12 protein-coding genes are annotated in these 15,251 nt (G+C 63.3%); 2 read left to right on the forward strand and 10 right to left on the reverse strand.

Translation table 11 applies throughout. From position 1 onward, the window contains the following. Positions 1-9 precede the first annotated feature (9 nt). From AB4Y73_RS07225 to AB4Y73_RS07235, 3 genes are all read right to left on the reverse strand, one after another. Positions 10-987, reverse strand: coding sequence for an ABC transporter permease (locus AB4Y73_RS07225; protein WP_441870360.1), 978 nt, complete (start codon positions 985-987; stop codon positions 10-12). 104 nt (positions 988-1,091) lie between these two features. Next, entirely contained in the window at positions 1,092-2,771 is a 1,680-nt protein-coding gene (locus AB4Y73_RS07230; protein ID WP_441870362.1) for an ABC transporter substrate-binding protein, read from the reverse strand. Between the two features lie 78 nt (positions 2,772-2,849). Then, entirely contained in the window at positions 2,850-3,920 is a 1,071-nt protein-coding gene (locus AB4Y73_RS07235) for a LacI family DNA-binding transcriptional regulator (RefSeq protein ID WP_441870364.1), read from the reverse strand. A gap of 194 nt (positions 3,921-4,114) precedes the next feature. Between AB4Y73_RS07235 and AB4Y73_RS07240 the strand changes: the two genes are divergently transcribed. Both AB4Y73_RS07240 and AB4Y73_RS07245 read left to right on the forward strand, forming a co-directional pair. Continuing rightward, the gene (locus AB4Y73_RS07240; RefSeq protein WP_441870366.1) at positions 4,115-5,182 is read left to right on the forward strand and encodes a LacI family DNA-binding transcriptional regulator; all 1,068 of its coding nucleotides are present in this window, start codon (positions 4,115-4,117) and stop codon (positions 5,180-5,182) included. Between the two features lie 11 nt (positions 5,183-5,193). Further along, positions 5,194-6,189 (forward strand): aldo/keto reductase family protein, encoded by a 996-nt coding sequence (locus tag AB4Y73_RS07245; RefSeq protein WP_441870368.1) that lies wholly within the window; start codon positions 5,194-5,196, stop codon positions 6,187-6,189. 51 nt (positions 6,190-6,240) lie between these two features. On the opposite strand, the gene AB4Y73_RS07250 is transcribed toward AB4Y73_RS07245, so the two are convergent. The 7 genes from AB4Y73_RS07250 to AB4Y73_RS07280 all read right to left on the reverse strand — a co-directional run bounded on the left by AB4Y73_RS07250 (position 6,241) and on the right by AB4Y73_RS07280 (position 14,758). Further along, positions 6,241-7,197, reverse strand: a complete 957-nt coding sequence (locus AB4Y73_RS07250; RefSeq protein WP_441870370.1) for a carbohydrate kinase family protein — start codon at positions 7,195-7,197, stop codon at positions 6,241-6,243. 28 nt (positions 7,198-7,225) lie between these two features. Continuing rightward, the gene (locus AB4Y73_RS07255) at positions 7,226-8,743 is read right to left on the reverse strand and encodes a glycoside hydrolase family 32 protein (RefSeq protein ID WP_441870372.1); all 1,518 of its coding nucleotides are present in this window, start codon (positions 8,741-8,743) and stop codon (positions 7,226-7,228) included. Between the two features lie 23 nt (positions 8,744-8,766). Continuing rightward, positions 8,767-9,678, reverse strand: a complete 912-nt coding sequence (locus AB4Y73_RS07260; RefSeq protein WP_441870374.1) for a carbohydrate ABC transporter permease — start codon at positions 9,676-9,678, stop codon at positions 8,767-8,769. A gap of 8 nt (positions 9,679-9,686) precedes the next feature. Continuing rightward, complete coding sequence (locus tag AB4Y73_RS07265) at positions 9,687-10,616, reverse strand: carbohydrate ABC transporter permease (protein WP_441870376.1); 930 nt, start codon at positions 10,614-10,616, stop codon at positions 9,687-9,689. Further along, on the reverse strand, positions 10,613-12,073 hold the full coding sequence (locus tag AB4Y73_RS07270; protein WP_441870378.1) for an extracellular solute-binding protein: 1,461 nt from the start codon (positions 12,071-12,073) through the stop codon (positions 10,613-10,615). Before AB4Y73_RS07270 ends, AB4Y73_RS07265 begins: the two co-directional genes overlap by 4 nt. A 207-nt stretch (positions 12,074-12,280) precedes the next feature. After that, complete coding sequence (locus AB4Y73_RS07275; protein WP_441870380.1) at positions 12,281-13,324, reverse strand: LacI family DNA-binding transcriptional regulator; 1,044 nt, start codon at positions 13,322-13,324, stop codon at positions 12,281-12,283. A 399-nt stretch (positions 13,325-13,723) separates the two neighbouring features. After that, positions 13,724-14,758 (reverse strand): AAA family ATPase, encoded by a 1,035-nt coding sequence (locus AB4Y73_RS07280; RefSeq protein ID WP_441870382.1) that lies wholly within the window; start codon positions 14,756-14,758, stop codon positions 13,724-13,726. Positions 14,759-15,251 lie beyond the last annotated feature (493 nt).

The raw sequence follows: 15,251 nt of genomic DNA on the forward strand, positions 1-15,251 counted from the left end.
ATAGATCCCTCAGTTGCTGCGCACGCGCGGGTCGAGGCGGACGTAGAGGATGTCCACCAGGAAGTTCGCCAGCAGCACGGCGGCGGTGATGGTCAGGAACAGGCCTTGCATCAGCGGGTAGTCAAGGCCCTGGACGGCGTTGAGGAGCTGGTAGCCAACACCGGGGTACGCGAACACCACCTCGGTGAGCATGGCACCGCCCACCACAAAGCCCAGGCTCATGCCGAAACTGGTCACGGAGGGGAGCATGGCGTTGCGTGCGGCGTAGCGGAACATGATGCGTCCCGGACGTAGTCCCTTGGCCTCGGCCATGGTGATGTAATCCTCCGAGTTGGTTGCGATCATCGTGTTGCGCATGCCAAGCATCCACCCGCCGATCGACACCAGCACGATGGTCAGCGCCGGAAGCACCAGGTGGGCGCCGACGTCGGAAAGGAACTCCCAGGTGAAGCCGGGTTCCACACCGTCACTGAACGCGTGGCGCAGCGGCGACCAGCCTAGGATCACTCCGAACAGGTACAGCGCGCCCATAGCTAGCCAGAAGTATGGGAAGGAGCCGATGAAGATCAACACTGGCGGCAGTGCGGAGTCGATCGCGCCGCCTCGCCGCCAGGCGGCCAGGATGCCGAGTAAGTTACCTATGACGGCGGCAATCACCAGTGCGGTGCCGCCGAGCAGGAGGGTCCAGCCGATCTGGGCGGCGATGACCTCGGTGACCGGGGCGGGGAAGCGGGAAATCGAAATGCCCATGTTGCCCGTGACAATGTTGTGCAGATAGTCGATGTACTGCTCCCAGATGGGACGGTCGTCCACACCGAGCAGCTTACGCAGTGCGTCGATCTGTTCAGGCTGCATCTTGCCCTGGGTACGGGCAAACATGCGCGAGACGGGGTCACCGGGCATGAAGCGCGGGAGCAGGAAGTTCAAGGTGATGGACGCCCAGAAGGCGATCAGGTAGAAACCCAGACGGCGCAGAATAAAGCGCACGGTTTCCTCCATTCAGGTATTGCGGCAATGGGGAGGGAGGGCATGCCCGGCGCGGTGATCCGACGCCGGGCATGCCGGGCTGCTGGGCCCTGCAGGCCCAGCTGTTACTTGCGCGGTTCCAAAGTGGTGAGAATCAGCACCGTGGTAGGAGAACGATCGGAAAGTGTGGCATAAGGGTTGTCCTGCGACGGCCATCCCGTGAAGTGGACGTCCGTGTAGTCGCCCCATTCAGGTCCTGAGAACAGCGGCACCAGCGGGGCGGCGTCGTTGTATTCTTCCTGGAGCTTGTACGCGACGTCCTTCTGCTTGGCTTCATCGCCGGCGGCAACGAAGTCCTGCAGGAGCGCATCGGCTTTGGGGTCACCAAACCGGTGGTAGTTGTCGAATGTCTTGGTGCCGACCGGCTTCACTGCGGCGCTGCCCATGGCATTGTTGAAGTACTTGAACGGGCTGGGATCGTTGGCGCTCCAGACAATGCCGGAGTCAAACGTGCCCTGTTCGTATCCGGCCACCACGGAGGCCCAGTCGGGAGAGTCCACCTTGGCCGTGACTCCCACTGCTTGGAGGTTCTGTGAGATCACGTTGGCTACGGACAGCCAGTCGGAGGAGCTGGCGCCCACGGAGATCTTGAACTCGAAAGGCGTTCCATCCTTCAAGGTGCGCTTGCCGTCGGCCCCCTTGGGGTAGCCGGCTTCGTCCAAGACTTTGTTGGCTTCGTCCACGTTGAGCTTGGTCCAGCTGCAGTTGTCCTTGACGGCCGGGTTCTTCCACTTCTCGTAGTTGCCGGAAAGGCCGGTGCAGTCGGCGGGCTGGGCGTAGCCGCTCATCCCGATCTTGGTCACTTGGTCGCGGTCCACGGCCATACTGAGCGCCTTGCGCACCTTTGGGTCGTTAAACGGAGCCTTGGTGGTGTTGAGCTGCCAATTGATCATGGCACCCGTGGGCGGGAACCAGTAGTGGCGGTGCTCCTTATCTTTGGAGATGAAGGTCTTCTCGATGTTGGGGATGAACTGGGTGGACCAGTCGACATCCCCGTTGACGCTGGCCAGGTTGGCTGCGTCGTTGCCGGACATAGCAAGCATCTTGATGCCAGCAATCTTCTGTTTTTCCGGCTGCCAGTAGTTGGGGTTTTTCTTGAGTGCGTAGGACTGAGCCTGGAAGGAATCGACCTCCGTGTAAGGTCCTGTTCCCACGGGCGTGGCGTTGGCGTCCTTCGCCGGGTCGGCGATCGCAGACCAGATGTGCTTGGGCAGAATGGGTAGCTGGCCCACTTCGTAGAGCGCCGGAGACCAAGGCTTGTTGAAGGTGAAGGTCACCTTGTTGGTTCCCTCTGCGGTCACGCCGTCCAGGTACTCATAGCCGCCCTTGAGCTTCTTCTGCAGCTCGAACGTGTAGGCGACGTCGTCGGCCACGAGTGGCTTGCCATCGGACCACTTCACACCGTCGCGCAGAGTGAAGGTGATGGATTTGCCGTCAGCAGCACTCTTCCATTCGGTAGCGAGCCACGGCGTCGTGTCTCCCTTGGCCGGGTTGAAGACCAACAGGGGTTCGTAGATCGCTTGGTTGACCATGGGATTCACCGCGGGCGCAAAGGGATTGAAGTTGCGGTCGAAGGTGCTCATGTCTTCCCGTGGGATGGTGAGCATGGCGTTCGTGTTGTCCGAAGTCGAGGAGCTTGTGCCTGACTTGTTGACGGTGGCTGCACAGCCGGTCAGCAGCAGTGCGCCTACCGCCAGCCCGGCCGCGGTGATGCGGGCAGACCTCAGGAATCTGGGTTGTGTCATGATGGTTATCTCTTTCCTATCTTCATCAGCAAGGTGAAGGGGTGGGGGAGGGGTTGCTCTTCGCTATTGATTTCGCGGTCAGACCGAAGAGCGTTCTAGCAGCGGACAGTCGACTAATTGCTGGTCGGCAATTATCGGCTGTCCTGCTGTCAGCGCTGCGAGCGTCCGGACTCCCAGGGCGCCCATTTTTTCGAACGGCAACGCAACCGTGGTCAGCTTGGGCCTAAGGTAGGCCGCAATCAGTTCCTGGTTGTCGAAGCCAATCACGGCGATGTCTCCGGGGATGGTCAGGCCCCGTTCCTTGATGGCGTCGTAAGCGCCCATCGCCATGCGGTCGTTGAGGCAGAACAGCGCGGTTGGCCTGTCCTTTTCCGTGTATCGGTCCAGGATTTGGCACGCGGCCTCATACCCGCCGTCCGCCGTCGCATGTCCGGGCACCACGAGCTCCGGGTCCAGCTCAAGCCCGGCGTCGGCAAGTGCTTCGCGGGCACCTGCCAAACGTCCGACTGCTGCCGGAATATCCGGGTCCAGGTTGATGACTCCGATCCTGCGGTGGCCAGCCTGGAGCAAACGTTCCACGGCGACGCGGCCCCCGGCACGTTCGTCCGGGACAATCGAGGGCAGCTTCCCGTCAGCGTCAAAGCAGTTGATCAGTACGGTGGGTACTTCCTTGGCGCTTTCCGGCACGTGCACGCCGCGGTGGTACGTGGCTGCGTAGAGAAGTCCTTCCACTCGCTGCTCCAGCAGCTTTTCGGTTGCGGCGTCTTCCAGGCCCTGGTTGGGCCCTACGGCATCGGCCTGGTCGGACGGCGCGATGAGCAGGAACTTGCGGTCGAGCCATGCTTGGTCTTGTGCGCCCTTGATGATGTCGACGGCGAACGGTGCCGTTACGATCTCGGTGACAATCCCGTACCAGTCACTGCGCTGGGAGGCCAGTGCACGTGCTCCGGCATTCGGGCGGTAGCCCAAGGCCTGAACAGCTTCGTTGATCCGGGCGCGGGTCTCCTCGGAGATGCTGGCATTTGCGCGGTTACTCAGGACGAACGAGACCGCGGTCCGGGAAACGCCGGCGTGCTTGGCGACATCATTCATGGTGACACCCCGCTGCCGCCCAGCAGCGGCAGGGTTCGAGGTAGTGGTCTTCGCCATTGAATGCTCCGTGGGTGATCGGTAATGCTGCCAGGTAGGTAACGCGCGTTACTAGTGCGGTGTGATAGAGATTACGCGCGTTACTGGACTGCTGTCAAGGGGGATTCTTTGTGAACTTCCGGCAAGCAGGACTCGATGGTCAGCTTCATTGCAAGCGCTTGCGTTAATCGTCGTCATCGACCTAGCATGAGCACATGGCAGCTAGCGTGGAAACCGTCGCCAAGATGGCCGGCGTCTCTGTATCCACAGTCTCACGTGCCCTCCGTGACGTTCCTGGCGTATCAGTTGTGACTCGCAAGCGCGTGCAGGCCGCCGCCCGGGAACTGGGTTATTCGGCGTCTCCCGCTGCTTCGCGGCTTGCGACGGGCCGGACGTACGCTGTGGGAATTGTGGTGCCGGTCTTGGCGAAGTGGTTCTTCGGAAAGGTCGTCGGTGAAGCAGCGCGGACCCTCCGGGAAGCCGGGTTTGACGTGCTCCTTTTTGAGCTGGCCACCCCTGCGCAGCGGGAGCGTTTCTTCGGTGGTGTGCATCTGCATGGCCGGACTGACGGGGTCATCATCATGGCGCTGCAGCCCACCAAGGACGAGTTGGAATCGCTCGCTTCCCAAGGCCAGGCAGTGGCGTTGCTTGGTGCGGAAGCGGATGGCATCGGATCAGTATCAGTGGACAACGTCGGCGCCGGGCGGGCTGCCGTGAGGCACTTGGTGAATCTCGGCCACGAACGGATCGCGTTCATCGGCATCCGTGACAGCGAGGGCAGCAACCTCGGCGGTGTACCTCCCTTGCAACGGCTCATGGGCTACCGTGAGGCGCTCTCCAAAGCCGGACTGCCCCAGGACAGCAAGCTTGAACAGTTTGATGAGAACAGTGTCGCCGGGGGTGCCCTTGCCATGTCGCGGCTGCTGATCGCTGAACAGGTCCCCACAGCGGCTTTTGTCGCCTCCGATGAGATGGCGTTCGGGGTTCTCAAAGTCCTCCGCCACGCAGGCTTGGACGTTCCACGGGATTTCTCCGTGCTGGGGTTCGACAATCACGAGCTCTGTGACGTCGTGGACCTGACAACCATGGACCACGAAGTAGCAGAACAAGGACAGAACGCCGCCCGGATCCTCCTGGCCATCATCAATGGGCGGCCCCCTGCCGCCCTCGTGCGTCCGGCGCGCCTGGTTGTGCGGGAGACCACCGCACCTCCCCGTGCGCTGCGCTCAACTACCAGCACCCCGGACTCTCCTCATTCCGCCGGACATTCCGGCACCCCTTGAAAGGAAACTTCATGCAATACCGCAAACTCGGCACCAGCGGCATGTACGTTAGCGTCATAGCACTGGGCAACTGGGCTACGCATGGCGAAACCGTGGACCAGGACCTCGCCACGGAATGCGTCCGCAAGGCGCTGGATCTGGGCATCACCACTTTCGACACCGCGGATGCCTATGCTGGCACCAAGGCCGAATCCATGCTCGGCGAGGCCCTGAAGGGAGTCCGCCGCGAAGGTGTGGAAATCATGACCAAGGCGTTCTTCCCCACGGGACCGGGCAAGAATGACCGCGGCCTGTCCCGCAAGCACGTCATGGAATCCATCAACGGTTCGCTGAGGCGTCTGCAGACGGACTACGTGGACGTTTACCAAGCTCATCGCTACGACTACGAAACCCCGCTGGAGGAAACCATGGGGGCCTTCGCGGACATCGTCCATGCCGGTAAAGCCCACTACATCGGCGTGTCCGAATGGACCGTGGAAGAGATCCGGGCCGGCGCAGCGCTGGCGGCCGAACTGGGCATCCGGTTCGTGTCCAGCCAACCGCAGTACAACATGCTGTGGCGCGTGATCGAGCCCGAGGTAGTGCCGGCCTGCGAAGAGCTTGGAATCACCCAGGTGTGCTGGTCACCGCTGGCCCAAGGCGTGTTGAGCGGCAAATACGGTGGTTCCACGCCACCTTCCGGCAGCCGGTTCAGCGCCGATGACGGCGGACTGAAGACGGAGCACAGGTTTATGCAGCCGGAAGTGCTGGAACGAGTGGAGAAGCTTAAGCCGATAGCCCAAGATTTAGGCGTGCCGTTAGCCACCCTGGCCGTCGCCTGGGTGTTGGCCAACCCGAACGTTTCCGCAGCGATTGTCGGCGCCAGCCGCCCCGAACAGCTCGATGACACAGTTAAAGCTGCCGGGCTGGTTCTGGGGCGCGAAACGCTTGAACTGATCGACGATACGCTGGGCGAGGTTGTGGAGCGCGACCCTGCGAAGGTTGAGTCATTCCCGGAGCGGGTTTAGGCCGCGACCGAAAAGTCCGTAGAAATTGAGGCCTCGGTGACCGGCCGGCAGCTACGAGAGCGAATGCAGCTGGGGCTCATGCTGCAGCTTTCCGCGGAGTTCATCTCCGGTGGGGGGCATGGCGCCGGACCGGGAGACGGTGATCGAGGCCGCAGCAGCGGCTGTGCGTCCGAGCTGTTCGAGGACGGAAGGCGCATAGCCGTCGGTTCCGCGGGTGAGGAGTCCCAGGATCAGGGCGGACATGTAGGAGTCGCCGGCACCGATGGTGTCAGCGACTGTGGACTTAACCGCGGGGATGCTGAGGGAGGCGGAGGATGTCGCGAGCAGCGAGCCTGATGAGCCCTTGGTGACGACAGCCAGATCCGCTCCCAGGCCCAGGATGTGGGTTGCTGTTTCCTCCGTGGTCTTTTCGGGATAGAGCCATTCGGCGTCCTCGTCGCTGAGTTTGACGACATCGGTGAGGTGTACCAGTTCCTCGAAAGTACGCCGGGCTTCCGCGTGGGTTCCGAGCAGCGCTGGCCGGATGTTGGGGTCGTAGGTGACGGTGCACGCATTATGGAGTTGCTGGAGGATTGCTTTGACTTCGCCGGCGCCCGGTGAAAGGAAACTTGCGATCGAACCGGTGTGAAGGATCTTGGGCGGGGTGGGTGCAAGGTCGGGCGGTTCGACATCCCAGGTGATGTCGAAGGCGTAGCTCGCCGAACCATCGCGGGCGATGGTGGCGGTCGCCGTCGACGTTCTCTCCAGTGCGCGGGAGCCGGACAGGAGCATCACCCCGGCGCCGGTGAGGTGCTCCGCGAGCACCTCGCCGCGGCGGTCAGGGCCGATGGAAGTGATCAGCCCGGTGCTGACTCCCAGCCGGGCCAGGCCGTATGAGACATTGGCTGGTGACCCGCCGGGGTGTTCGGTGGTGCCCCCCGGGGTTGTGACGACGTCGGTAAGGGTTTCGCCGATCACGACGACGTCGAGCACCTGCCGCGGAGGTTTCGGCTTGCCGTTGTTTTGCATGTTTGTCTTTTCTGGCTTGGGTGCTGCCCTACGCGAGCTGCGTGACCTGGAGGCTGTTGATGGTTGCTGTGCCGCCGATGGCGTAGACGGAAAGGTCGGTGCTGGACTCGGCCGGGAAGATCAGTTCGGTCATGGTGACCTGGCCCTCTTGGGCGAAGATTTCCACGGAGCAGCGGTCCACGAAGATGCTGAGGTGGTAGGAGCCCGCCGTTGTCCGGAGCGGGGCGGTGTCCATGGAGGGGAAGGATTCGTGGAAGTCTGTCTGCCCCGATTCCCGCCGGTCCACGCACAGTTTGCCTTCGTCGGGGCGGACGCCGATACGGGTTCCTTTGACTCCGTCTCCACGCAGGATGAGGCCGAATTCCTCTGCGCTCCCGGGCGTGAAGGTGGCGTCGATGCGCTGGACCGTTCCGGCCGCGCCGGCCAGAACCTGTACGGCGTCGTCGATGGTGGCTTCAGAAAGGCGGAACGAGTCCGAGCCCGCCAAGGTAGTCGTCTCATTCGCGGGCTGCTGGACCAGGCACAAGTCCCCGTTGCGGGTCTGAAGTGAAATTTCGCGGACAAGGCTCATGGGGCTGCGCCATGGTGCTGTCGGGATGTCGTTGGCGTATTCCCAGTTGTTCATCCAGCCGACCATGAGGCGTCGGTTGTCCGGGGCATCGCTGAAGGAGACGGCGGCGTAATAGTCCCGGCCCCAGTCCAGCCAACCGTATTCTCCCAGCCGGTCAGGGTCCTGGAGGCCTTCGGTTACGGTGCTGGCGGAGGTGAAAGTGGTTCCGTCGAAGTCGCCGATGAAGTATTGGCCGGCTGAGCCTTTGTTGGGGCCGCCGGGGTTGAGGTTGACGGTGAGTACCCACTTGAGGTCATCCGGGTCGCCGTCCACGGGCAGGGGGAACAGGTCGGGGCATTCCCAGACACCGCCGGTGGCGTTTGCGGGGCCGAAGGTGCTCAGCAGTTCCCAGTTCTTCAGGTCGTCGGATTTGTAGAAGACCACCTGGAAGTCTTTGGCTTCGACGGCGACCATGACCCAGTAGCTGCGCGCGCCGCCGTCGTACCTAAAGACTTTGGGGTCGCGGAACTCGGCGGATCCGCGGCTAAGTACGGGGTTGCCTGCGTGTTTTGTCCAGGTGTAGCCCCCGTCCAGACTGTAGGCCAGGGATTGGGCCTGGACGCCCTCATGCATTGAGCCCGGTTTGAAGGCACTGGTGTAGATCGCCACAAGCGGGGCGACGGAACCGCTGCCGAATCCGCTCGTGTTGTGACGGTCATAGACGATGCTGCCGGAAAAGATGTCTTCGTTCTCGTCACAGGCGATGGCGACGGGGTGTTCGGTCCAGGTCTGCAGGTCGGTAGAGGTGGCGTGACCCCATGACATGTTTCCCCAGACGTTTCCCATCGGGTTGTTCTGGTAGTAAAGGTGGTAGACGCCTTCATGAAAAATCAGGCCATTGGGGTCATTGAGCCAGGTGTCTGTTGCGGTGTAATGCAGGGCAGGGCGGTAGCTGTCTGCTGTCGCCGCCGTGTGGGTCGAGGTAAGTGTGTCCACGAGGTTCCTTTTATGATTTTGTGTTATTTGCTCGCGCCGGCCGTGAGGCCTTCCCGCAGGGTGCGCTGGCCGAAGATGAAGACCACCAGTGCGGGCAGCATGGACAGGATGACGCCGGCGAGGACCACCGATATGCTCCCCGTGCCGAGGTTGCCCTGGAGCGTGACCAGGCCGAGGGGGAGGGTGAAGTTCTGTTCGCTGATGGTGAGGATCAGTGGCCGGAAGAACTCGTTCCAGTGGAAATTGAACGCCAGGATCCCGACGATGGCCATGCCGGGGACCGCCAGCGGGACGTAGACAGAACGGAAGATCCGCCACGGTCCGGCGCCGTCCAGGGCGGCCGCTTCCGCGAAGTCGTTTGGCAGGCCCAGGAAATATTGGCGCATCAGGAAGGTGCCGAAGGCGGTGGGAATGGCCGGCAGGATCAGGGCGAGCAGCGTATCGGACAGACCCATTCCTCGAATGAGCATAAACACGGGGACGATCGTGACCTGCACCGGGACCATCATGGTGGCCAGCACCAGCGAGAAGATGGCGTTCTTGCCGCGGAAGTCCATTCGGGCGAAGGCATAGCCGGCCAGAGTAGCGGAAGCCATCTGGCCCAGTGCGATCAGCCCGGTCACCAAGGCGCTGTTCAGGACCAGGAGGCCAACGTTGATCTGCTTGAACACCTCTTGGTAAGCGGTGAAGTCAGGATTGATGGGCAGGAAGGACGGTGGCAGGTTGAAGGATTCCGACGGCGTCCGCAGCGAGGTGGACAGGGTCCACAGGACAGGCCCGAGGGTCAGGGCGGCCGCCACGGCCAGTGCGGTGTACCTGCCGACGGTTCCGGCAGTCGGCAGGCGGCGGTTGCGGTAGCGCTTGGGCGTGGTCGGTTTGCCGGTGGTGGAACCGGAAGGCGTGTCGGTCCCGGTGTGCAGGGTCTGGCTGGACATGAGGGACCTCACTGGTAGAAGACGAAGCGGCGGCTGAGGCGGAATTGCAGGGCGGTGACGGCAAGGATAAGAACGGTGAGTACCAGGCCTATGGCCGAGGCCTCGCCAAACTCCAGTTGCTGGAAGGCGGATTCAAAGATCACCATGACGGCGGTGCGGGTGGAATCGCCGGGACCGCCGTTGGTCAGGACGTAGGGCTGGTCGAAGACCTGCAGGGCACTGATGATTGCCATTACGGAGGCGACGAGCACCGTGGGGCTGATCAGCGGAAGGGTGACGTTGCTGAACTGCTTCCAGCCTGTGGCGCCGTCCAGGTTGGCGGCCTCGTGCAGTTCCTTGGGAATGTTGGTCAGGGCACCGAGGAAGAGGAGGAAGGAGAACCCGAAGTTCTGCCACACGTAGACCAGGACCACCACGGCTGCGGATGCCGCGGGACTGGTCAGCCAGGGCACTGCGGGAATGCCAATCAGGGACAGGAGCCAGTTCACGACCCCGAACTGTTCGTTGAACATGTACCGCATGAAGATGGACACCGACGCGGCGGACAGGACCAGGGGGAAGAAGAAGGTGGACCGGAGGAAGACCCTGAGCCAGGAGGGCATTCTGGCCTGCAGCATGGACGCCAGGCCAAGGGCGATGCCCAGTTGAAGGATGACTGCGACGACGACGAACACGATGGTGTTAAGGAACGACACGCGGACGGTGGGGTCCTGTGCCAGGGAGGCGAAGTTGGCGAAACCGACGAACTGGGGTGCCGAAATGATGTCCCAGCGGAAGAAGGCCAGGACCAGCGAGCCGATGATCGGCAGGAAGGTGAACAGGGCCATCCCGAGAACCGTGGGAGCAAGGAAGATCATGGCCAGCCACCGCTCGATAAACGGGCGGCGCGCGGCCGCTGGTTTCGCCGTTCGGCGCGGGGCGGTGGACGTGGTGGTCATGAGTTCCTCCTGAGGGCCAGTTCGAGATCGCGCTGCAGGGTGCCCATCGCGGCCCGCAGATCAGCGGGGCTGCCGCTGACAGCGGTGGAAACGTTCTTCATCAGGGCGGTTTCGACGGCGGCCTGCTGGGGCGGAGCGGGGATGGGGCCGGAGGTGGGGAACCTGTCGAGGGTGTCGTAGAAGACTTTCCAGTGCCTGGGTCCGGTGGCCGCGTAAAAGGACTCATTAACCATCGAACGGCGGGTGGGGGTGGTGTTCGGCTTGGGAATGGCCAACTGCATCGCTTCGCGGCTGGAGCAGAACTTCACCCATTCCCAGGCGGCGTCCTTGTCCTTCGCCGTGCGCATGATCGCGTAGCCGGCAGCGCCGAACTGGTGCCGCTGCGTCCGCCAGCGGGGAAAGAACTGGACGTCAAACTGATCGGCCGTCATTCCGGCGTCGTGCAGGCCCTGTGCCCAGTAGCCGCCTGCCGGAGTCGTGCCGATGCGGTTGTTGCCGAACAAGCCAACCAGGGCGTTGCCGCCCCCGGATTCGGGACGGACGCCCAGTCCTTCGGCGACCAGTTCGCGCAGGTAGTCGAAGGTCTCGATAACCCGCCCGTCTTCGGCGTTCGGAGCCAGCCATTGGTAGCCGCCGCCGCGGGTGGCCCGGGCTGGGTCGTTCGGGTAGAAACGGTCCCAGAGCCAGTCCCCGCCGGAAGCCTTGGTTTCGGTCAGGAAGCTGGTTTCATTGGCGTACAGCCACGGCACTACTCCACCGAAGAGCCGGTTGGTCCAGTAGTACGGGGTGAAGTCGGCCGGGCGTGCTTTCCGCAGGGCACGGAGGGTGGCGCTGAAGTCGTCCTGCGTCCAGTCGTCCCTGGGCCGGTCGAGCCCGGCCTGGGCGAATGTGGTGGTATTCAAATACATGTTCGCCGCGTTCCAGTCCAGCGGAAGCTGGTAGAGGTTGCCTTGGTACATGAAGGCTTCCAGCAGGCTCGGATGAACGTCGTCGAAGTAGTCCCTCATGTCCGCGGCGTCCCGGCGGACATAGTCATCCAGCGGCTCGGCGAGCTTGTCGGCAAACAGCTGGGCGCCCTCGGTGGCGACGTAGACGACGTCTGGCGGTGTTCCGGCGGCGGCCATGGTGAGGATCTTGGAAAAGAAGTCCTTCCAGTCCGCGCCCTGGATCGCCTGCAAGCGGACCGGAATATCAGGGTGGGCGGCGGTAAAGGCGTTAATCAGGCCCTGGCGGGCCGCGGCGTCTGCTGCCGTTCCAAGGATGGCGATGTTCAGGGCCTTGCTCCCGCGGCGCGGAATGTCAGCTCCGGTCAGTCGGGGCCAGGCGCCCACCGTGGCTCCCGCAAGAGCGAGGCCGGTAAGGCCCAGCATGGAACGCCGAGTGAGTTGTGAAAGTCCGCTGCCGGACCGCGGCGCATACGAGGGGGTTGTTTTCCCCGGTGTCTTCTCAGACGTCATTGTCGGCTCCTCCTAACACGTGTTAAGTAGGGTAGGTAGCTGACCTAACACGTGTCAAGTAAGACTTTTCCGGTGGTTGAAGGAATTCGAATTGCGAGCGGGACCTGCCGGGCCGCGCGCGGACAGCTGGCTCCCGCCGGAGGCTGGGACAGGTCATCCCAGCCATAGTGTTTCAGCAGCCAGGCGCTGTGGAAACGGTCCGCCACGTTAGCCGGGCGTGACCGCTGCAGTGGATGCCCGCGGGATGATCCGGCAGGGCATGTAGAGAATTCCTGCTTCCGATTGCTCAGCTGCCAGGGATTTTCCTTCGACCGCGTCCAATAGCAGGGACATGGCCGATGCTCCGATTTCAGCGTGCGGAAGTGCCACCGTGGTGAGGGCGGGAACAAGGTTGGCAGCGAGGTTCTGCTGGTCGTCGTAGCCAACCACGGACAGATCCTGCGGTACGCACAGTCCTTCGGCGGCCGCGTAAAGCAAAACGCCGGTGGCGACCCTGTCGTTGGAGCAAATGATCGCCGTCGGCCGGTCTCTGCCGCCCAGGATAGAGGCAGCGGCGCGGTAGCCCTCGTCGATGTCCCATCCGGTCGTGTGGACATGCTGTTGTTCAAGGCCTAGTCCGGCCTCCTTCATGGCCTCACGGTAACCCTGCTCGCGCTGCGCTGCGGCGGGGGAGCTGAGAGTACCGGTCAACAGGGTGATGCGGCGGTGGCCCAGGTCAATCAGCAGCTGTGCCGCGGCGCGCCCGCCGTCGACCTCTGCCGGTATGACCGACTGGAGCTGCGAGCCGGCGTCGGTGCAATTCGCCAGAATGGCGGGGAGGGTGAGCATCGCCGGCGGGGCGGTAATCTCACGCAGGCTGCCGGTGGCGTACATGATTCCGTCGACCTGCCGGTGCACGAGTTGCTGCGCCGCAGCGCTATCGCGGGCCGTGTCATGTTCTGTGTCGACCACCAGGACCATGTACCCGCGTGCCAGCGCCGTGCGTGAGGCGCCGCTGATTAAACGACCGGCGAAAGGGCTGGTGACGATGTCATCGGTGATGATGCCGATCGTCGATGTCTGCTGGTTGCGCAGGCTGAGGGCAACGGAGTTGGGCGTGTAATTTAGCTCCGCCGCGGCGCGGAGCACCCTCTCCTGGCGTTCGGCGGTGACGTTGCCGTCTGCCCTGCCGTTTAGTACCAGTGACACTGCACTGCGCGACACCCCTGCCCGTTGTGCCACATCCAGTGCCGTTGCTTTACGTTTGGCCATACCGATCCATCCCCTGCCTTTCGGCTTAGCATACCTAACTCGTGTGAGGTTGGGAGATGCCTTGTCCGGGTGCCCCTTTCGCTGTCCGGGCACAAGGAAATCGCCAGTCACGCGCCAGGCACAGGTGCCAGGGGAAGTGCATTCAATTTTGAGGGACAGGTGCACTGCCGTAAGTTCCGTCGGAGAGCCCATCCTCTGTTGAATGAGGCGGAATGTCGGCCTCTTCGCAGGCGGCGGCAGCAGGTCCGCCCAAAGTGTCGATTGAGCATCCAGGGCCCTAGCGAGCAAGCTTGGGGTCGGGAGGAAAGACGTCCTCCGCTTGCACCACAGCGGAATAGTTGTGCCGATTCCCGCTCTGGGGCGGGACGGGCCTTCGCCTGACAGCCGCCGGGGGTCCGGTCAGACGAGCCAGCGCCACCAGCGTGACCGCTCCGGTTCGGGCGTCGGGTCCGGTTCCGGCTCCTCGCCCAAGGCCAGCGCGGCCTCGACGATGTCGTCCGCGGTGAGCGTCATGACGGCCTCACGATCGAGCGCGTCGAGGCTTTGTTCCTCGTCGAGCGACAGCCGCAGGGCCTGACGGTTGAGCGCCTGCTCGAACAGCGTGCGGGCGAACCTTGCGTTGCCGGAGTCCTCACCCGCGTGGAGCCCGGTGAAGATACGGCGCAGCATCTCGTCCGCACCCGGCTCCAGCCTGTACTCGTGCTGGGCCAGCATTCGGTGGAAGATGGTCTGTAGTGCGTCGACGGAGTAGTCGGGGAACGTGATCTCGCGGGCGAACCGGGAGCGCAGTCCGGGGTTTGAGAGCAGAAAGGACTCCATCAGCCGCGGGTACCCGGCTACGATCACGACCAGGCGGTGGCGGTGGTCCTCCATCCGCTTGAGCAGGACCTCGATCGCCTCTGGGCCGAAGTCCATCCGGCCGTCCTCGGGGGCCAGCGCGTAGGCCTCGTCGATGAACAGGACGCCATCCAGCGCACGTCGTATCACCCGGTCCGTCTTGATGGCGGTTGTGCCGACGTACTGCCCCACCAGGCCCGAGCGGTCGACCTCGACCAGGTGGCCTTTCTGCAGCAGACCGACCGCGCGGTACATCTCGGCCAGGAGCCGAGCCACGGTGGTCTTGCCCGTGCCCGGGTTTCCGAGGAACACCAGATGCTGCGATGTGGCCACCTCCGGCAGCCCGTGCGCCTTACGGCGGGCCTGGACCTGGAGCAGTGCGACGAGCGCCCTCACCTGTTCCTTCACGGTCTCCAGGCCAACCAGCGCGTCGAGCTCGGCCTGCACCTCGGAAAGCGGCCGGGCCGGCCCGGGCCGCGGACCCACGAGATCGCCGACCAGGTCGTCGACGCGCTCCGAACCGGGCAGCTTGAGCTGATCGGCAAGGCGGCCGATGGTTTCGCGCAGGTCGTCGAGCGGATTGCGGCTGGCTGCCATGCAACTACTGTAGTCCTCGATTCCCAACCGGGGTGGGGTTGGCCTCACCAGTATCAACCCCCTTTTCCTGCGGGACGGGCCACCGGACGCGGCCGACGGGCAATGGGGAGACAACGTCGAGGTAACCATCACGCTTCCGGAAGGGCGCGACATGGTCTGGAGTACCTGGGCGGGCGAGAACACTGGACCAATAGGTATTCCGCCCGGTTCCTACCGGCTGCGTGTCAGTGCGAAGGGGCGGGATGAAGGGCACTCCGGGGAATTCGCAGAGGGCGCCGTCGATGAGTACCTCCTTCAACTTTGGCCTGCCCAATGGAAGCCCGATGCAATACTCCGTACCGGGAGCGAGAACGCCAGGTACTGGCACAAAGAAGTCGGCAACCGCCGGTAGGAGTGGTGTCTCTCTTCTGATCCATCGGGCGCAACATCAAGACTCCCGCCGGGCTTCACTTTTTAGGCACCCGGTCCCGCGCTCGGACGCGCCGCCGTCGTA

Source organism: Pseudarthrobacter sp. TAF60_1, assembly GCF_052113505.1.
Taxonomy (GTDB): domain Bacteria; phylum Actinomycetota; class Actinomycetes; order Actinomycetales; family Micrococcaceae; genus Arthrobacter.